Origin of the sequence: Vogesella sp. AC12 (assembly GCF_024437575.1) — a bacterium.
GTDB classification, from domain to species: domain Bacteria; phylum Pseudomonadota; class Gammaproteobacteria; order Burkholderiales; family Chromobacteriaceae; genus Vogesella; species Vogesella indigofera.
Genome location: NZ_JANFNU010000005.1, coordinates 105,424 through 124,159, shown reverse-complemented (window position 1 = coordinate 124,159; position 18,736 = coordinate 105,424). Strand labels below are relative to the sequence as shown.

General features: G+C 63.9%; 16 protein-coding genes and 2 tRNA genes (1 of these 18 cut by a window edge). 9 read left to right on the top strand and 9 right to left on the bottom strand.

The window, feature by feature from the left end; translation table 11 throughout:
* Positions 1 to 17 precede the first annotated feature (17 nt).
* From NOM55_RS10090 to NOM55_RS10070, 5 genes are all read left to right on the top strand, one after another.
* Positions 18 to 1,178: an acyl-CoA dehydrogenase family protein gene (locus NOM55_RS10090; protein WP_255908470.1), complete on the top strand. Its 1,161-nt coding sequence runs from the start codon at positions 18 to 20 to the stop codon at positions 1,176 to 1,178.
* 103 nt (positions 1,179 to 1,281) lie between these two features.
* Positions 1,282 to 2,064, top strand: coding sequence for an enoyl-CoA hydratase (locus NOM55_RS10085; RefSeq protein ID WP_120811169.1), 783 nt, complete (start codon positions 1,282 to 1,284; stop codon positions 2,062 to 2,064).
* Positions 2,065 to 2,176: 112 nt separating this feature from the next.
* The gene (locus NOM55_RS10080; protein ID WP_255908469.1) at positions 2,177 to 3,304 is read left to right on the top strand and encodes an enoyl-CoA hydratase/isomerase family protein; all 1,128 of its coding nucleotides are present in this window, start codon (positions 2,177 to 2,179) and stop codon (positions 3,302 to 3,304) included.
* A 22-nt stretch (positions 3,305 to 3,326) separates the two neighbouring features.
* Positions 3,327 to 4,211, top strand: a complete 885-nt coding sequence (gene mmsB / locus NOM55_RS10075) for a 3-hydroxyisobutyrate dehydrogenase (protein ID WP_255908468.1) — start codon at positions 3,327 to 3,329, stop codon at positions 4,209 to 4,211.
* 246 nt (positions 4,212 to 4,457) lie between these two features.
* Positions 4,458 to 6,188, top strand: a complete 1,731-nt coding sequence (locus NOM55_RS10070) for a DEAD/DEAH box helicase (protein WP_255908467.1) — start codon at positions 4,458 to 4,460, stop codon at positions 6,186 to 6,188.
* A 73-nt stretch (positions 6,189 to 6,261) separates the two neighbouring features.
* Here NOM55_RS10070 and NOM55_RS10065 read toward each other — a convergent pair whose 3' ends face one another.
* From NOM55_RS10065 to trxA, 4 genes are all read right to left on the bottom strand, one after another.
* Positions 6,262 to 6,867 carry a CoA pyrophosphatase gene (locus tag NOM55_RS10065; protein ID WP_255908466.1) on the bottom strand — a complete coding sequence of 202 codons (606 nt, stop codon included), beginning with the start codon at positions 6,865 to 6,867 and terminating at the stop codon, positions 6,262 to 6,264.
* Positions 6,867 to 7,517 (bottom strand): trimeric intracellular cation channel family protein, encoded by a 651-nt coding sequence (locus tag NOM55_RS10060; RefSeq protein WP_202902734.1) that lies wholly within the window; start codon positions 7,515 to 7,517, stop codon positions 6,867 to 6,869. Before NOM55_RS10060 ends, NOM55_RS10065 begins: the two co-directional genes overlap by 1 nt.
* Before the next feature lie 64 nt (positions 7,518 to 7,581).
* On the bottom strand, positions 7,582 to 8,838 hold the full coding sequence (gene rho / locus NOM55_RS10055) for a transcription termination factor Rho (RefSeq protein WP_047967081.1): 1,257 nt from the start codon (positions 8,836 to 8,838) through the stop codon (positions 7,582 to 7,584).
* A gap of 157 nt (positions 8,839 to 8,995) precedes the next feature.
* Positions 8,996 to 9,325, bottom strand: a complete 330-nt coding sequence (gene trxA, locus NOM55_RS10050; RefSeq protein ID WP_047967082.1) for a thioredoxin TrxA — start codon at positions 9,323 to 9,325, stop codon at positions 8,996 to 8,998.
* Between the two features lie 186 nt (positions 9,326 to 9,511).
* Between trxA and fabI the strand changes: the two genes are divergently transcribed.
* The gene (fabI, locus tag NOM55_RS10045; RefSeq protein WP_047967083.1) at positions 9,512 to 10,300 is read left to right on the top strand and encodes an enoyl-ACP reductase FabI; all 789 of its coding nucleotides are present in this window, start codon (positions 9,512 to 9,514) and stop codon (positions 10,298 to 10,300) included.
* A gap of 419 nt (positions 10,301 to 10,719) precedes the next feature.
* Here fabI and NOM55_RS10040 read toward each other — a convergent pair whose 3' ends face one another.
* Positions 10,720 to 11,946, bottom strand: a complete 1,227-nt coding sequence (locus NOM55_RS10040; RefSeq protein WP_120811159.1) for a branched-chain amino acid ABC transporter substrate-binding protein — start codon at positions 11,944 to 11,946, stop codon at positions 10,720 to 10,722.
* A 114-nt stretch (positions 11,947 to 12,060) separates the two neighbouring features.
* Positions 12,061 to 15,675 carry a trifunctional transcriptional regulator/proline dehydrogenase/L-glutamate gamma-semialdehyde dehydrogenase gene (gene putA, locus NOM55_RS10035; protein WP_255908465.1) on the bottom strand — a complete coding sequence of 1,205 codons (3,615 nt, stop codon included), beginning with the start codon at positions 15,673 to 15,675 and terminating at the stop codon, positions 12,061 to 12,063.
* Positions 15,676 to 15,907: 232 nt separating this feature from the next.
* On the opposite strand from putA, the gene NOM55_RS10030 reads away from it, so the two are divergent.
* Both NOM55_RS10030 and NOM55_RS10025 read left to right on the top strand, forming a co-directional pair.
* Positions 15,908 to 16,525 carry a LysE family translocator gene (locus NOM55_RS10030; RefSeq protein ID WP_255908464.1) on the top strand — a complete coding sequence of 206 codons (618 nt, stop codon included), beginning with the start codon at positions 15,908 to 15,910 and terminating at the stop codon, positions 16,523 to 16,525.
* A gap of 314 nt (positions 16,526 to 16,839) precedes the next feature.
* Positions 16,840 to 17,430, top strand: a complete 591-nt coding sequence (locus tag NOM55_RS10025) for a YigZ family protein (protein ID WP_255908463.1) — start codon at positions 16,840 to 16,842, stop codon at positions 17,428 to 17,430.
* 96 nt (positions 17,431 to 17,526) lie between these two features.
* Here NOM55_RS10025 and NOM55_RS10020 read toward each other — a convergent pair whose 3' ends face one another.
* Positions 17,527 to 17,877, bottom strand: a complete 351-nt coding sequence (locus NOM55_RS10020) for a hypothetical protein (RefSeq protein WP_255908462.1) — start codon at positions 17,875 to 17,877, stop codon at positions 17,527 to 17,529.
* A 147-nt stretch (positions 17,878 to 18,024) separates the two neighbouring features.
* On the opposite strand from NOM55_RS10020, the gene NOM55_RS10015 reads away from it, so the two are divergent.
* The gene (locus NOM55_RS10015) at positions 18,025 to 18,474 is read left to right on the top strand and encodes an LEA type 2 family protein (RefSeq protein WP_255908461.1); all 450 of its coding nucleotides are present in this window, start codon (positions 18,025 to 18,027) and stop codon (positions 18,472 to 18,474) included.
* 46 nt (positions 18,475 to 18,520) lie between these two features.
* Here NOM55_RS10015 and NOM55_RS10010 read toward each other — a convergent pair.
* Positions 18,521 to 18,611: transfer RNA gene (locus NOM55_RS10010), tRNA-Ser, on the bottom strand.
* Between the two features lie 48 nt (positions 18,612 to 18,659).
* A tRNA-Ser gene (locus tag NOM55_RS10005) sits at positions 18,660 to 18,736 on the bottom strand; it runs 114 nt beyond the window's last position.

Below are 18,736 nucleotides of genomic sequence, written 5' to 3'. Positions count from 1 at the left end.
CAGAAAAGGAATCAAACATGGACTTCGCACTCAGCGACGAACAAATCGCCTTTCGTGACAGCGCGCGCGCTTTCGCCGACAACGAACTGGCGCCGCATGCCGCGCACTGGGACGAGGCGGAAATCTTCCCGGTTGACGTGATCCGCCGCGCCGGCGAGATGGGCTTCTGCGGCCTGTACACGCCGGAGCAGTACGGCGGGCTGGGCCTGACGCGCCAGGATGCCGCCATCGTGTTCGAGGCACTGGCCGGCGGCTGCACCTCCACCACCGCCTACCTCACCATCCACAACATGGTCAGCTGGATGATCGGCAGCTTTGCCCGCCCGGAGGTGGCGGCGCAGTGGGTGCCGCAACTGGCCAGCGGCGAGCTGCTCGGCAGCTACTGCCTGACCGAGCCGGGCGCCGGTTCCGATGCGGCCAACCTGCGCACCCGCGCCGAGCGTGACGGCGAGCACTACATCCTCAACGGCAGCAAGGCCTTCATCTCCGGCGCCGGCAGCAGCGATGTGCTGGTGGTGATGGCGCGCACCGGCGGCGCCGGCGCACGCGGCATCTCCGCACTGCTGGTACCGGCCGACCTGCCCGGCATCGTCTACGGCAAGAAGGAAAAGAAGATGGGCTGGAACAGCCAGCCCACGCGCGCCATCACCTTTGATAACGTGGTGGTGCCGGCGGCCAACCTGCTGGGCGAGGAAGGCCAGGGCTTCAGCTTCGCGATGAAAGGGCTGGACGGCGGGCGCATCAATATCGCCACCTGCTCGGTCGGCACCGCGCAGGCGGCGTTGGACGCCGCCACCCGCTACGTACAGGAGCGGCAGCAGTTCGGCCAGCCCCTGGCCGAGTTCCAGAGCGTGCAGTTCCGCCTCGCCGACATGGTCACCGAGCTGGTCGCCGCACGGCAGATGGTCAGGTTGGCCGCATGGCAGCTGGACAAGGGCAGCGCCGATGCCAGCGCCTACTGCGCGATGGCGAAACGCTTCGCCAGTGACACCGGCTTCAAGGTCGCCAACGAGGCGCTGCAGCTGTTTGGCGGCTACGGTTATATCAAGGAATACCCGCTGGAGCGCTACGTGCGCGACAACCGCGTGCACCAGATCCTGGAAGGCACCAACGAGATCATGCGCGTGATCATCGCGCGCAAGCTGCTGCAGGAAGGCGCGCTGGAAAACCTGCGCTGACCACGATTGAAATAGAGACTTTGCCAGCCCCACCCGCCACCACCGCGCCAGGCCGCCGTTGCCAGCCACGCCTGGACTGAGGTGGCAAACACAGGAACCGAACATGCAAGACTACGCCAACCTGATCGTTGAAAAACGCGGCCACACCGCCCTGATCACCATCGCCAACCCGCCGGCCAACACCTGGACCTACGACAGCCTGCAGGCGCTGAAGCGGCTGGTGGCCGACCTCAACGCCGACCGCGACATCTACGCACTGGTGATCACCGGCGACGGCGACAAATTCTTCTCCGCCGGCGCCGACCTCAAGCTGTTCGCCGACGGCGACAAGGGCGTCGCCGCCAGCATGACCATCCTGTTCGGCGAGGCGTTCGAGGCGCTGTCGGCGTTCCGCGGCGTCAGCATCGCCGCCATCAACGGCTACGCGATGGGCGGCGGGCTGGAGTGCGCGCTGGCCTGCGACATCCGCATCGCCGAGGAACAGGTGGTGATGGCGCTGCCGGAGGCCGCCGTCGGCCTGCTGCCCTGCGCCGGCGGCACGCAGAACCTGCCGCACCTGGTCGGCGAAGGCTGGGCCAAGCGCATGATCCTGTGCGGCGAACGCGTCGATGCCGCCACCGCGCTGCGCATCGGGCTGGTGGAAGAAGTGGTGGCCAAAGGCAGCGCGCGCGATAGCGCACTGGCGCTGGCGGAAAAGGTTGGCCGCCAGTCCCCGGTGGCGGTCACCGCCTGCAAGACGCTGGTACAGGCCGCGCGTCACGCTCCGCCTGCGGCCAACCTGATCCACGAGCGCGAACTGTTCATCAAACTGTTCGATACGGAAGACCAGCGCGAGGGAGTGCAGGCCTTCCTGCAGAAGCGCACGCCGCAGTGGCAAAACCGCTAAGCACTGTTAGCCACGGAAATAAAGCGGATAGCCAGCCGGACCAGCACGCTTTCTTGACAAGCCGGCCTGTGTTTTTCCGTGGATTGCGTGGCGACAACAAAGAAGGAAAACCATGAACGACGTCGTACTGTTTGACGAAATCCCCACCGCCAGCGGCCACCGCCTCGGCGTGGCGACACTGAACGCGGAAAAGGCGCTCAACGCACTCAACGGCGACATGATCCGCCTGCTGGACGCGCGGCTGTCGATCTGGGATCAGGATGACGGCATCGCTGCCGTGCTGTTGCGTGGCGCCGGCGACAAGGCGTTCTGCGCCGGCGGCGACGTGCGCGCGCTGCGCGAGGCACTGGTGGGCGACCCCGAGCAGCAGTGGCCCAACCCGCAGGCCGAGGCGTTCTTCACCGCCGAATACACGCTGGATTACCGCATCCACACCTATTCCAAGCCTATCCTGCTGTGGGGCAGCGGCATCGTGATGGGCGGCGGCCTCGGCCTGATGGCCGGCGCCAGCCACCGCGTCGCCACCGCCAGCACCCGCATCGCGATGCCGGAGATCAGCATCGGCCTGTATCCCGACGTCGCCGGCAGCTGGTTCCTGCAACGGATGCCGGCCAAGGCCGGCCTGTTCCTCGGCCTCACCGGTGCGCCGCTGAACGCGCGCGACGCGCTGCTGTGCAATCTCGCCGACCACATCCTGCCGCAGGACGGCTGGCCTCCGCTGCTGGCGAGACTCGCCGCCAGCGGCTGGCACGCCGACAGTGCGGCCAACCATGGCCAGCTCACCGCGCTGCTGGGCGAGCTGGAGGCCGGCAACGGCGATGCGCTGGCCGACAGCCATGTCTTGCGCTGCCTGCCGCTGATCCATCAGCTGATGAACAAGGGCTCGCTGGCGGCGGTGGACCAGGCACTGCGTCACACCGCCTTCGAGGACGCTTGGCTCGCCGCCGCCGCCAGAAGCTACGCCGCCGGCAGCCCGAGCAGCGCCGCCGTCACCTGGGAGATTTTCCGCCGCGCCAAACACCTGTCGCTGGCCGAGGCCTTGCGCATGGAGCTGGTGCTGTCGCTGAATTTCTGCGCCGCGCCGGACTTCCGCGAGGGGGTACGCGCACTGCTGGTCGACAAGGACCGCAATCCGCAGTGGTCGCGCCCGACCCTGACTACGGTTGACCACCACTGGGTGGCGCAGCACTTCCGCTCGCCGTGGCGCGAGCAGGATCACCCGCTGGCCGCCCTGCACTGAACACACGCAAGAGGAGCAACACATGCAACACATAGCCTTTATCGGCCTGGGAAACATGGGCGGCCCGATGGCCATCAATCTGGTGCGCGCCGGTTTCAGCGTCAGCGGGGTCGACCTCTCCGCCGAGGCGCTGCAACACTTCAGCGAAAACGGCGGCAAGGCAGCCGCCAGCGTCGCCGAGGCGATCCAGGGCGCCGATGCGGTGATCTCGATGCTGCCGGCCGGGCGTCATGTCGAAGGGCTCTACCTCGGTGACGACGGCCTGATCGCCCGCCTGCCCGCCGGCACGCTGGCGATCGACTGCAGCACCATCGCCGCGCACACCGCACGCGGCGTCGGCCGCGCCGCCAGCGACGCCGGACTCCGCTTCCTCGACGCGCCGGTGTCCGGCGGCACCGCCGGCGCCGCCGCCGGCACGCTGACCTTCATGGTCGGCGGCGATGCGGCCAACGTTGAGGCGGCGCAGCCGCTGCTGGCGGCGATGGGCAAGAACATCTTCCACGCCGGCGACATCGGCGCCGGTCAGACCGCCAAGGTGTGCAACAACATGCTGCTCGGCATCCTGATGGCCGGCACCGCCGAGGCGCTGGCGCTGGGCGTGAAAAACGGACTCGATCCGGCGGTGCTGTCCGAGATCATGAGCAAAAGCTCCGGCCGCAACTGGGCGCTGGAGCTGTACAACCCGTGGCCGGGCGTGATGGAGAACAGCCCGGCCAGTCGCGGCTACAGCGGCGGCTTCATGTCGGAGCTGATGCTGAAGGATCTCGGCCTCGCCGAGGAAACCGCGCTGCAAAGCCACGCCGCCAACCCGCTGGGCGCGCTGGCGCGCAACCTGTACGAAAGCCATGTCGCCGAGGGCAACGGCAAGCTGGATTTCTCCAGCATCGTGAACCACTTCCGCCACTAGGGCGCCGGACGGGGTGTTGCAATGCAGCACCCCATCCACCCAAAGCGCATGCCCGCAATTTATTGTCAATGATTCGCTGCACAACGGCGGCAATCGGAGTACACTAGCGAATCGCGTGCCACCAATCACCGCGACCTTTTCTTCAGACCCGCACTCTCCCGCCGGGTCGTCCATTGAAAACACTATTTTTGTCCGCCCGGATTGGTATTGTCTTTGCAATGGGCAGACATCCTGATTGCACAATAAATGTCCGAACTGACTTTTGCCGCCCTGGGCCTTGCCGAGCCACTGTTGCGTGCCGTAGCCGATACCGGCTACACCCAGCCTACCCCTATCCAGGCGCAGGCCATTCCTCAAGTCTTGCAAGGCGGCGACCTGCTGGCCGCAGCGCAAACCGGTACCGGTAAAACCGCCGGTTTCACCCTGCCGCTGCTGCACCGCCTGATGGACCAGCCGTCCAAGCAGAAGGGCCGTCCGCGCGCACTGGTGCTGACCCCGACCCGCGAACTGGCCGCCCAGGTGGAAGAATCCGTGCGCGAGTACGGCAAATACCTGCCACTGAAATCGATGGTGATGTTCGGCGGTGTCGGCATCAACCCGCAGATCGCCCAGCTGAAGAAGCCGGTCGATATCCTGGTGGCGACACCGGGCCGCCTGCTGGACCACGCCGGCCAGAAGACCGTCGACCTGTCCGGCGTCGAGATCCTGGTGCTGGACGAAGCCGACCGCATGCTGGACATGGGCTTCATCCACGACATCAAGAAAGTGCTGGCGATGCTGCCGAAGGAACGCCAGACGCTGCTGTTCTCGGCCACCTTCTCCAGCGAGATCAAGACCCTGGCCGACAAGCTGCTGAACCAGCCTAAGCTGGTGGAAGTGGCGCGCCCGAACCAGACCAACGCCCAGATCACCCAGAAAGTGCATCTGGTCGACCGCGACCGCAAGACAGAGCTGCTGATCGAGATGATCAAGGGCGGTGACTGGCACCAGGTACTGGTGTTCACCCGCACCAAGCACGGCGCCAATCGTCTGGCGGAAAAACTGGAAAAAGCCGGCATCGCCTCGATGGCGATCCACGGCAACAAGAGCCAGGGCGCGCGCACCAAGGCGCTGGCCGGCTTCAAGGACGGCAGCCTGCCGGTACTGGTTGCCACCGACATCGCCGCCCGCGGTCTGGACATCGAAGAACTGCCGCACGTGGTCAACTACGAGCTGCCGAACGTACCGGAAGACTACGTGCACCGCATCGGCCGTACCGGCCGTGCCGGCTGCGTCGGCGAGGCGATCTCGCTGGTTTGCGTGGACGAGCTGGGCTTCCTGCGTGACATCGAAAAACTGACCAAGCAGACCGTGGACCGCTTCACCGTGCCCGGCTTCGAGGCCAACCCCAACGAAGAACCGCAGGCCATCGAGATCGGCCTTGGCCGCTACATCCACGGCGCGCTGACCCCGACCGCCACGCCGCCAAAAGGCAGCAGCAAGCGTCGCGAAGGCAGTGCTGGCAGCAACCAGCGCCGCCAGCCGGCAGCACAAGCCAAACCGCGCCAGGGTGACAGCAACGGCCGTCGCAACGAGCCGCGTGATGACGCCGCCCGTCCGGCCGCCGCACGCAGCAACGGCAAGCCCGCCGCCGCCAAAGCGGCCAACGGCAGCGCCAAGCCGGCAGCCGGCAAGCCGCGCCAGCCACAGGCCGCCGCCGAACCGCGTCGCAACGAGTCGCGCAACAACGCGCCCAAGCGCAATCCGCAGCAGGAGCCGAACGGCAACTACTTCCACGACGACGGCCCGCGCCAGCCAACGCTGACGCTGCACGCACTGGGCATTTCGCCGACCGAGGATGCCCCGCTGCGCAAGCCGGCAGGCCAGCCGCGCAACGGCGGCAGCGGCAAACCGGCCGGTGGTGGCGGCAAGCCACGCCAGGGTGGCAGCGGCAAGCCGCGCCAGACCTCGGCGCTGTTCAGCCCGCCAAAGCGCTAAGCGCCAAGGTTGGCCGCAAACAAAAAACCACCGCAATGCGGTGGTTTTTTTCGTTTCGCGACTGCCGACAGCCTCAGCGCGACCACGCCGCCAGGTGCAGCGCCAGCCGCCGCAACATCGCCGCCGTGGCACCCCAGATGAAGTAGTCACCGTAGCTGATCGCATAGTAGTGGCCGCTGAAGCCATCGCGTTGCACCGCGTGGCGCTGGTAGGCGGCGACATCCATCAGGTGCGCCAGCGGCACGAAGAACACCTCGTCGACCTCGTCCGGTGCCGGCACCGGCTGAAACGGTTGCGACAGCAGGCCCAGCACCGGCGTCACCTCGTAGCCGGTAATGGTGACGTAGGGCGGCATCACCCCGGCCAGCTGCACCAGCGCCGGCGGCAGACCGACCTCCTCTTCCGCCTCGCGCAAGGCAGCACTGGCCGCATCCGCGTCCTGCGGCTCCAGTTTGCCGCCGGGCAGGCTGATCTGACCGCCATGACTGCGCAGGTGCGCGGTACGCCGCGTCAGCAACACGCTGGGCTCACCCTGCTGCCAGACGATGGCCAGCAATACCGCCGCCTGGCTGCGCGCCTGCGGTCGCGGCAACAGACCCTCATCGTCCGCCGCCGCCGGCATCTGCGCCAGTGCCGCGGCAAACCAGGCGTGGGCACGCTCGAACTCGGCAGGCCACATCAGTTATCCCGTCCTTTCCGTTGCGCCGCCAGCTTGGGCAGCGACAGCTCGCCCCAGTGCGCCAGCAGGCGCAGCGCCACGCCGGCGACGAATACCAGTTGCACCGCCAGCAGATGATCCCAGCCGAAGCGACTAAGCACGAACAGCAGTGCCGCCACCACGATCGACACCGTACCGTAAAAATCCTTGTGCAGGATAAACGGCACGTCGTTGACCATCATGTCGCGCACGATGCCGCCGCCGACCGCGGTCACAAACCCAAGCAGGATCACGCCGAAAGCATTGAGATGGAACTCCACTCCCAGCTTGGCCCCGGCCAGACTGAACGCCACCAGGCCGATGGAGTCGGCGATGATGAACAGCGTGGTCAGCACCTCGTTCTCGCGCTTGTGCAGCCGCACCAGCCACGCCAGCAGCACCGTCAGCGCGATCACCACCAGGTTGGTGTTATCGAGGAACACCATCGGCATGCGGCCAACCAGCATGTCGCGGATGATGCCACCGCCGATCGCGGTCAGCAGCGTGACAATCACCACCCCCAGCAGGTCGAGATGCTTGCGCACCCCAAGCAGGTAGCCGGAAACCGCAAACGCCACCGTGCCGATAATCGAATAGCCGTCCAGATCCAGCAGTAAGTCCATCCAGTTCATTATTTCGCTTCTGCAAAGAAAAACGCCAGGGAAACCTGGCGTTTGAACAGTCATGCCTGGCGTCTTAGCGACGCATCGAATCAAAGAAAGCCAGGTTGGTCTTGGTGGCCTTGATCTTGCCCAGCAAGAACTCCATCGCCTCCAGATCGTCCATCGGGTACAGCAACTTGCGCAATACCCAGATGCGCTGCAACTGGTCCTGCTGGATCAGCAGCTCTTCGCGGCGGGTGCCGGAGCGGTTGATGTTGATCGCCGGGAAGGTGCGCTTCTCCGCCATGCGGCGGTCGAGGTGCAGTTCCATATTGCCGGTACCCTTGAACTCCTCGAAGATCACGTCGTCCATGCGCGAACCGGTATCGACCAGCGCGGTGGCGATGATGGTCAGCGAGCCGCCTTCTTCGATATTACGCGCCGCACCGAAGAAACGCTTCGGACGCTGCAGCGCATTGGCGTCGACACCACCGGTCAGCACCTTGCCGGAGGACGGGATCACGGTGTTGTAGGCGCGGGCCAGACGGGTAATGGAGTCCAGCAGGATCACGACGTCCTTCTTGTGTTCGACCAGACGTTTCGCCTTCTCGATCACCATCTCGGCAACCTGCACGTGACGGGTGGCCGGTTCGTCGAAGGTCGAGGACACCACTTCGCCCTTCACCGAACGCTGCATCTCGGTCACTTCTTCCGGACGCTCGTCGATCAGCAGCACGATCATTTCCACTTCCGGATGGTTGGTGGTGATCGCGTGCGCGATGTGGGTCAGCATCACCGTCTTGCCCGACTTTGGCGGTGCCACCAGCAAGGCACGCTGGCCTTTACCGATCGGCGCGATCAGGTCGATGATGCGGCTGGTGATGTTTTCTTCGGCCTTGATGTCGCGTTCCAGCACCAGACGTTCGGTCGGAAACAGCGGCGTCAGGTTTTCGAACAGGATCTTGTGCTTGGCCGCTTCCGGCGGGCCACCATTGACCTTGTCCACCTTGACCAGGGCAAAGTAACGCTCGCCCTCTTTCGGCGTGCGGATTTCGCCGTCGATGGTGTCGCCGGTATGCAGGTTGAAGCGACGGATCTGCGACGGGCTGACATAGATGTCGTCAGGACCGGCCAGATAGGATGCTTCCGGGCTGCGCAGAAAGCCGAAACCGTCAGGCAGCACTTCCAGGGTGCCCTCACCGAAGATGCTTTCGCCTTTTTTGGCCTGATGCTTCAGGATGGCAAAGATGAGATCCTGCTTGCGCAGGCGGTTGGCACCGTCGATCTCGTTGGCGATGGCCATTTCTACGAGTTCGCTGACGTGCTGATGCTTGAGATCGGATAAATGCATGGTATGTGTGGCGTCGACCGGTAACGGGACAAAAAACGGGATGCGCTGCTAATGAGTACGGGGGAAATCAGATGAGAATCGAGCGACCGTGTCAGGTCGCTCGACTTTTGAAGATCTGGCTTGAAGATAGCCGATCAGTACAGGCGTGTCAATTCAATCAGGCCAGGTTATTGTTCAGGAATTCAACCAGTTGCGTTTTGGACAAAGCGCCAACCTTGGTTGCGGCCACTTCGCCGCCCTTGAACAGCATCAGCGTCGGGATGCCACGGATGCCGAACTTCGGCGGAGTGGCTTCGTTCTGGTCGATATTCAGCTTGGCAACGGTCAGACGGCCCTGATATTCCTTGGCAACATCATCCAGGATCGGTGCAATCATCTTGCAGGGACCGCACCACTCGGCCCAGTAATCCACCAGCACCGGCTGCTCGGACTTAAGTACTTCTTGTTCGAAAGAATCATCAGTCACATGCAGGATCAGGTCGCTCATCGTCTTCCTCTCGAAGTCTGTCAATTTCAGGTTTGATGGGCGATGGTAGCAATACCCGGCACGGGCAGCAAGCCTTGACAGGGGCTGTTTCAACACACCGCGCACGACAAGCGCAGAGAGAACAAACACTGTCGGACAATAGGCGGTTATAATGCGCGCTTGCTTGAAAATAACGAAGGATTCAACATGGGTTTCTTGCAGGGTAAAAAGATCCTGATTACCGGCATGATTTCTAACCGGTCGATTGCCTACGGTATCGCGCAGGCCTGTCACCGCGAGGGCGCGGAACTGGCGTTCACTTATGTCGTAGACAAACTGGAAGACCGCGTCCGCGAAATGGCCGCCGACTTCGGCAGCACACAGGTATTCCGCTGCGACGTACAGAACGATCAGGAAATCGAGCAGCTGTTTGCTGACCTTGGCAAGGAATGGGACGGCCTAGACGGCCTGGTACACGCCATTGCATTCGCCCCGCGCGAGTCGCTGGAAGGCGATTTCCTCGACGCACTGACCCGCGAAGCATTCCAGACCGCACACGACGTGTCGGCCTACAGCTTCCCGGCGCTGGCCAAGGCCGCCCGTCCGATGATGCAGGGCCGCAACGGCGCGCTGCTGACCTTGTCCTACCTCGGCGCGGTGCGCGCGATCCCGAACTACAACGTGATGGGTCTGGCCAAGGCCAGCCTGGAAGCTTCGGTTCGCTTCATGGCAGCCAGCCTGGGCAAGGACGGCATCCGCGTGAACGCCATTTCCGCCGGTCCGATCAAGACCCTGGCCGCAGCCGGCATCTCCGGCTTCGGCAAGCTGCTGTCGATGGCGGCCAACCAGTCCTGCCTGCGCCGCAACGTGACCACCGAAGAAGTCGGCAACACCGCCGCCTTCATGCTGTCCGACCTGGCGTCGGGCATCACCGGTGAAATCACCTATGTCGATGGCGGTTTCAGCATCAACTCGCTGAACGTACCGGACGCATAAGCAGACGCCGGCAGGCGGCGCGCTACAGCACTGCTCGCCGGCAATGAAATCGCAGTCAATGGCGCGATGAGCGTCGCAGCAGCGCAGCGTCATCGCCCCGCCTTGCAGAGCATTACGCTTTTCAAGGACACGCGCGAAAAACAGGAGGCATCAACTACCCCGGTAGTGATGCCTCTTGTCGTATCCAGCCAGCCCTCGCAATACCCACAGCAACACGCCTGCGGAGCATCACCGGCGGGCAGCGGACCAGCCGCAGCCCGCACCCGCTCTCGCCTCCGTGCCTGCCGCCAACGCCATTCAGTCACCCCCACCTTGCAACGACACAACAGCGGCGGCAGCTGCCGCTAGCAGCTGAATAACAGCCATAAAAAAAACCGGCACAGAAACCTGTGCCGGTTTTTTGTCCTGCCACCTGAAACTTACTGGGCAGCGGAAGCAGCAGGGGCTGCGGCAGCGCCGGCACCACCAATAGTTTCCATAACCTTCCACTCACCGCCTTCAACCTTGTACACGGTGATACCGCCGTCTTTCAGGTCGCCGTTCTGGTCGTAGGACCAGGCTGCGGAAGTCACGCCGGAGTAGTTGATCGCGGCCAGTTTCGGCAGGTAGTCAGCCGGCTTGACCGAATCCGCTTCTTTCATCGCCGCGATGATCACGCGAGTCGCGTCGTAGCCGTATGGCGAGTAGGTTGCCACGTCAGCGTTGAAGCGAGCCTTGTAACGGGTGGCGTAGTCACCACCTTTAGGCATTTTTTCCAGCGGCAGGCCAGCCAGCGAGGCGATGGTGCCTTCGGCTTCCTTGCCAGCCAGCTTCAGGAAGGTCGGGGTCTTGGTCATTTCGCCGGATACCAGCGGTGCCTTCAGGCCCAGACGCTTCATCTGCTTGGCCATCGGGGCGGACTGCGCATCGGCGCCACCGAAGAACACCACGTCAGGTGCAGTGCCCTTGATCGAGGTGATGATGGCGGCAAAGTCGGTTGCCTTGTCGTTGGTGAACTCGCGCTTCACGACTTCGCCACCAGCGGCCTTGACTGCCTTCTCGAATTCGTCAGCCAGACCCTGGCCGTAAGCGGTACGGTCGTCAACGATGACGATCTTCTTGGCGGCCAGCTTCTCAACCACGAACTTGCCCATTACCGAACCTTGCTGGGTATCGGAGGTCATGGAGCGGAAAGTGGTCTTGTAACCTTGCTGGGTGAAAGCCGGGGCAGTCGCCATGGCCACTTGTGGCAGGCCTGCGTCGGAGTAGATCTTCGAAGCCGGGATCGAGGTGCCGGAGTTGAAGTGACCAACAATGCCGCTTACCTGGTTGTCGACGAATTTCTGCGCCAGCTGGGTCGCAGTTTTCGGGTCGGCCTGGTCGTCTTCTGCCACCAGTTCGAAGGTCACCGGCTTGCCGCCGATGGTTGGCTTCTCGGCGTTGGCATCTTCGATCGCCAGGGTCACGCCGTTTTTGTACTCTTCACCGTAGTGCGACTGTGGGCCGGTCAGTGGCGCGGCAAAGCCGAGCTTCACGACTTCACCAGCAGCGGCGCCGGATTGAGCGGCAGATGCGTCGGCCGGGGCTTCTTCTTTATTGCCGCACGCAGCCAAAGTCAGCGCAGCAGCAACAGCGAGGGAAAGGCGGGTCATTTTGGTCAGTTGCATGTTTCTCTTCTCTAGTTATGTCAGGGAAAGACATCGGAACGATTGTGCCGCTCCAAGGCAAAATGCCAAGGTTGGCCGCATTATTCCAATGCGGCCAACCTCAGGCAAGTCTGATTAGTCACCAATGCTCATCAGGCTGGCATTACCGCCTGCAGCTGTGGTGTTTACGCTCACTGCGCGCTCCACAACCAGGCGATGCAGGTTGTAGCCGTCCTCATCCGCGGTCAGCAGCGGAATCAGCGCACCGTCACGCTGCGCCAGGGTCTGGCGCAGGCGGTCGGCGGCATCGCCCTCGTACAGCACGGCCGTCACGTCGGCGCTGGCGACATCGCCGCCCTTGGCCACGAAGAAGCCGGCCAGCGTCGCCGGCAAGGCGGCGGTCAGCGCGCCGTCCAGCAGCACCGCGCTGTTGCCGGTGGCAAACACCGCCACCAGTTGCTGCAGCAGGCCTTCCAGCGTCAACGCCAGGCAACCGACGCGACCGCGGGCAGCGAAGTGCAGGCTGTTGCGCTCGCCGGTCGGACCTGGCAGCGCCACCATGTTCGCCAGCGGCGTGTGGCGACGGGCATAGGCGATGGCTTCGCGCAAACGGGTCTGGGCGGTTGCGTCAGGCAGCACCTGCGCCAGCACGCCCTGCAGGCGATCCAGTTCGGACAGCGCCGGCACCACCGGGTTGGCCGCCAGTTCCGGATTCCAGCTGGCGCCGCTGAGGCGGTAGACATAGAACGGGCCGCCGGCCTTCGGACCGGTACCGGACTTGCCTTCGCCACCGAACGGCTGCACACCGACCACGGCGCCAACGATGTTGCGGTTGACGTAGACGTTGCCGACCTTGATGCGGGCGACGATGTTGTCGATGGACTCGTCGATGCGGCTGTGGATGCCGTGGGTCAGGCCGTAGCCGGTGGCATTGATTTCATCCACCACGCGGTCGATATCCTGCGCCGAGAAGCGGATCACGTGCAGCACCGGGCCGAACACCTCGCGCTGCAGCAGGCTGACGCTGTCGATCTCGAACAGGGTCGGCGCCACGAAGGTGCCGTCGGCACACTCCGGCGTCAGCCTCGCCTGGTAGCAGTCGCGCGCCTTGGTTTTCATGCTGTCGATGTGACGCAGCAGGCCCTGCTGCGCTTCGGCGTCGATCACCGGGCCGATATCGGTTTCCAGCAGCGCCGGGTTGCCGACACGCAGCTCGTCCATCGCGCCCTTGATCATGGTGATGACCTTGTCGGCGATGTCCTGTTGAAGGTACAGCACGCGCAGTGCCGAGCAGCGCTGGCCGGCGGAGTCGAAGGCGGACGACATCACGTCGGCCACCACCTGTTCCGGCAGCGCCGAGCTGTCGACGATCATCGCATTCTGGCCGCCGGTTTCGGCTACCAGCGGCACTTCGCCGCTGCGCTTGGCCAGGGTACGGTTGATCAGCTGCGCCACCTCGGTGGAGCCGGTAAAGATCACGCCCTTGACGCGCTCGTCGCGGGTCAGCGCGGCGCCGACCACTTCGCCACGGCCCGGCAGGAACTGCAGCGCACCGGCCGGCACGCCAGCCTGATGCAGCAGCTGCACGGCAAAACCGGCGATCAGCGCGGTCTGCTCGGCCGGTTTGGCCAGTACCACGTTGCCGGCGGCCAGCGAGGCCACCACTTCGCCGATGAAGATCGCCAGCGGGAAGTTCCACGGGCTGATGCACACCACCGGGCCCAGTGCCGGGTGAGTCTGGTTGTCGAACTCACGACGCACCTGTGCCGCGTAGTAACGGCAGAAGTCGACCGCCTCGCGCACTTCGGCGATGGCGTTGGCAAAGGTCTTACCCGCTTCGCGCACGGCCAGCCCCATCAGGGTGGCCATGTGCTGTTCCATCAGGTCAGCCATGCGCTCCAGGCAGGCGGCACGCTCGGCCGGCGCGGTGGCGGCCCATTGCGGTGCGGCGAGTACAGCCTGCTGCAAGGCCAGCTCGACATCGGCGGCGCTGGCTTCCTGAATGGTGCCGACCACGTCCTGCAGGTTGGCCGGGTTCAGCACGTTCTGCGCCACGCCTTCGCTCAGCGGGCCTGCGGCCAACATCGGCTTCAGGTGCAGGCTCTGCGCGGCACCGGCATTCAGCGCGTCGTTCAACTGCTGCAGCACATGCTCGTTGGACAGGTCCATGCCCAGCGAGTTGAGACGCTCGGTACCGTACAGGGTACGTGGCAGGGTGATCTTGCGATGCGGCTCGCCGCCCTGACGCAGTGCTTCGGCGACCGGGTCTTCTACCAGCTCGTCGATGGACACGCTCTCGTCAACGATGCGGTTCACGAACGAGGAGTTGGCCCCGTTCTCCAGCAGGCGGCGCACCAAGTAAGCGAGCAGGGTTTCGTGCGAACCGACCGGCGCGTAGATGCGGCACGGCTTGTCGAGGTTGTCGGCACCGACCACCTGGTCGTACAGGCTCTCGCCCATGCCGTGCAGGCACTGGAATTCGTAGTCCTTGCCGGCGGCAAGGTGGTACACCGCGGACAGGGTGTAGGCGTTGTGCGAGGCGAACTGCGGATAGATCGCGTCCTGTGCCGCCAGCAGGCGCTTGGCGCAGGCGAGGTAGGACACGTCGGTGTAGACCTTGCGGGTGTACACCGGGTAGCCGTCGAGGCCGTCGACCTGGGCGCGCTTGATCTCGGCATCCCAGTAGGCGCCCTTCACCAGCCGCACCATGAAGCGGTGCTTGCTGCGGCGGGCGAGGTCGATCAGGTAGTCGATCACGTACGGGCAGCGCTTCTGGTAGGCCTGCACCACGATGCCGATACCTTCGAAACCATCCAGATCCGGATCATTGGCCAGCGCTTCGATCAGGTCGAGCGAGATCTCCAGACGATCGGCCTCTTCGGCGTCGATGTTAAGGCCGATGTCGTACTGCTTGGCCAGCAGGAACAGCTGTTTCAGACGTGGCAGCAGTTCTGCCATCATCCGCTCGTGCTTCATGCGCGCGTAACGCGGGTGGATCGCCGACAGCTTCACCGAGATGCCGGGCCCCTGGTAAATGCCGCGACCGTTGGATTCCTTGCCGATGGCGTGGATGGCGATTTCGTAGTCACGCAGGTAACGCTGTGCGTCGGCCTCGGTCATCGCCGCTTCGCCCAGCATGTCGTAGCTGAAGCGGTAGCCTTTGGCTTCGCGCTCGCGGCCGTTGACCAGTGCCTCGTCGATGGTTTCGCCGGTCACGAACTGCTTGCCCAGCATGCGCATCGCCAGATCGACACCCTTGCGGATCAGCGGCTCGCCACCCTTGGCGATCAGGCGGGTCAGGGCCGAAGACAGGCCGTGCGCACTGTGCGACGACACCAGCTTGCCGGTGACCAGCAGGCCCCAGGCAGCGGCGTTGACGAACAGCGAAGAACTGTTGCCCAGATGGGACTTCCAGTCGCCGCCGGAAATCTTGTCGCGGATCAGGCGATCGGCGGTAACGCGGTCCGGGATGCGCAGCAGCGCTTCGGCCAGGCACATCAGCGCCACGCCTTCCTGGCTGGAGAGAGAGAACTCATGCATCAGCGCGTCAACACCGCTGGATTTGGTGCGCTCGCTGCGCACTTTCGAAACCAGTTTGGCGGCCAGGGCCTTGACCGAGGTCACCTGCTCGGACGACATCTGCGCCTCGGCGGTCAGTGTCTTGACGCAAGCCTGCTCGTCACGGCGATAGGCTGCCGTAATGGCGTCACGGAGTGCGGTTTGTTTGCGCGCGAATGCCTGAAACTGCATGAGAACTCACCTCTATCAATTTTATTTGCCAACTTGCCTATTGTATACAATCTAAAATCAACTTGTTGGACAATATAAAATATAACGCAAGAACGTTTTCGCCTGCGATCGAAACGCAACAAAAATATAGCCCACCCTTCGGCGACCGCAACAGCAACGCAACACTGCCCCTCCCTGCCCTTACCCATTCATGGCAAGATCATCATCCCGCACCCGCCCGGAAAACCCCGCCATGAGCAATGCCCTGCTGCTATTCAGCCTCGCCGCCGCCGTCCTCACCATCACCCCCGGCCTCGATACCGCACTGGTGTTGCGCACCGCGATCAACGAAGGGCGTCGCACCGCCTGGCTGGCCGGCATCGGCATCTGCGGCGGCGTGCTGTTGTGGGGGCTGCTGGTGGCCATTGGCCTCGGTGCACTGCTGGCAGCATCGGAAACCGCCTATACCGCGCTACGCATTGGCGGCGCGCTGTGGCTACTGTGGCTGGGCTGGCAACTGCTGCGCGGCCGCACCTCCTCACTGGGCGAGCCGGACGCGCAGCGCACGGCGGCCAGCGGCTGGCAATGGCTGTGGCGCGGCGTGCTGACCAACCAGCTCAACCCCAAGGTCGGGCTGTTCTACGTTACCTTTCTGCCGCAGTTCATCGCCCCCGGCGAGGACGTGTTTACCCTCAGCGTACTGATGGCACTGATCCACGCATTGATGGGGATACTGTGGTTCGGCATGCTGGCGCTGGTGGCGGCGCGTGCCGGTGCCTGGCTACGCTCGCCGCGACTGCAGCGCCTGCTCGACCGCGTGCTCGGCCTCGCCTTCGTCGGCTTCGGCCTGCGTCTGGCGCTGAACCGCTAGCCGCCCTCGTCCACAGCCGGCAAAACTGCGACAATCGTGGCCGTGCCCGTCCGTCAAGCGCATCGGCCTTGGCGTGATGCGCGTGGCGCAACTGCAGCCATCCCGCAGGCGACCTCGCTGTCACTGCTCACAGCGTTTGCCACCCTATATATGGAGTAGCCATGCAAGTGGCGCCCTGCCCGGGCCGGCTACTGCATGACCAGCCGAACGATTTCATGTTCTGCAACTAAAGCAAGCTCTCCACTTGCGGCCAACCTTGCCGCCAGCGCATCAAGGTTGGCCGCAACCATCCGATCCTTACCTGCCGAACCAGCATGCCCTTCACCCTGCAACACGCGGTCCATAGCGAGATCGAGATCAAAAAAAGCCGCTTCCTCGGCTGTGTCGAACCGATGGCGGATCGAGAAGCCGCACTGGCACGCATCGCGGCGCTGAAAGCGGCACACCCGGCGGCGGCGCATGTCTGCTGGGCGCTGATGGCCGGCGGCCACTCTGCGGCCAACGACGACGGCGAACCGTCCGGCACCGCCGGTCGCCCGATGCTGGAGGTGCTGCGCCACCAGCAGCTGGAGGGCGTGCTGGCCAGCGTGGTGCGCTACTACGGCGGCGTGAAACTCGGCGCCGGCGGCCTGGTGCGCGCCTACACCGACAGCGTTGCCAGCGCGCTGGAACAGGCGGTGCGGCTGCCACTGATCCGCCAGCAGCAGCTGCAGTGCCTCGCGCCCTACCCGCTGGAAGGCAGGCTGCGCCGCCTGCTGCAGGCGGCTGACGTGCAACTGCTGGCGGTGGAGCATGGCGCGGCAGTGTTGCTCAGCTTCAGTATTGCCGAGTCACAGGGCGCAGCACTGATCGCCAGCCTCAACGAGGCCTGCCACGGCCAGCTGCAGTGGCCGGGCGCGGACTGAAAAGAAAACGGCCCGCAGTGGCGGGCCAAATTGCGACAGGATTGCAGGGACTATCAGCGAAACAGGATGCAACAAGGCAAGCTTAGTCCCGCAAGGTTAATGTTCCGTGACAACCGGCAGCGGCGCATTGCGCGCGGCCACACGTTGGCCGCGGGCGTAGATCATTTCCAGCAACTTGCTGCGCGAGGCGATGTGGTGATCCAGATGCCACTCGCGGATCAGCTGCAGCGCGGTATCGAAATACGGCTCGTCCAGGTCATGCAGCGGCTGCAACTGGAACGGCTTGCCGGTCTGCAGGCTGAATGCCAGCTGCAGCAGGATTTCGACCTGGGCTGCATCCTGCCCGGACTGCAGGTACAAACGGATTTTCTTTGCTGCGTTCATCTTGCTCCTCGCCACCACCATGACCGTCCGCGCCAGCCACACTGGCATAATATGAACCGTCATTTATCCTGAACGAATAGCACATCAATATGAAACAAAGCGTCAGCGCTTGCAACCTTGACGCAACAGATATCGATAAAACAGCAACGCACGGTCACAAGCGGGCAGATACACTGAGTATTGTCCACCACGCCATTAATGGAGGCACCGATGCTGAAATATCTGACCCCGCTACTGCTGGCGGCACTGCTCAGCGGCTGCGCCAGCCTGTCGCGACCACAGCCGGAAGTGCAACTGGCCGACATCCAGCCCACCGGCAAGGCCACGCTGTTCGAGCAGGAGTTCGAGGTCACGCTGCGCATCAGCAACCCGAACCAGCAGCCGCTCAGCGCGCAGGGGTTGCGTTTCAATGTCAGCCTCGACGGCGACAATTTTGCCCGCGGCGCCAGCAGCCAGCCGTTCAGCATCCCGCCGCTGGGCAACGATACCGTCAAGGTGCTGCTGCACACCTCGCTCTCCGGCTGGCTGAAGCAGCTGGGCAAACTGGCGGGCAACCATACGGCGCTGCGCTACGAGATTGACGGCACCGTGTTCGGCGTCGGCGGGCTAGGGGACATGCCGTTCCGCAGCAAGGGCGACTGGCAGCTGCCGGGGCAGTAGCGCAAACGCAAAAAAGCCAGCTGCAGGCAGCTGGCTTTTTCAATACTGGCGGAGAGAGGGGGATTCGAACCCCCGTCAGGGTATTACCCTGAACACGCTTTCCAGGCGTGCGACTTCAACCACTCATCCACCTCTCCGTGAGGTGTACTGCAATATCGGACCGCGACAGCGGCACGATGGAAATCTGGCGGAGAGAGGGGGATTCGAACCCCCGTCAGGGTATTACCCTGAACACGCTTTCCAGGCGTGCGACTTCAACCAC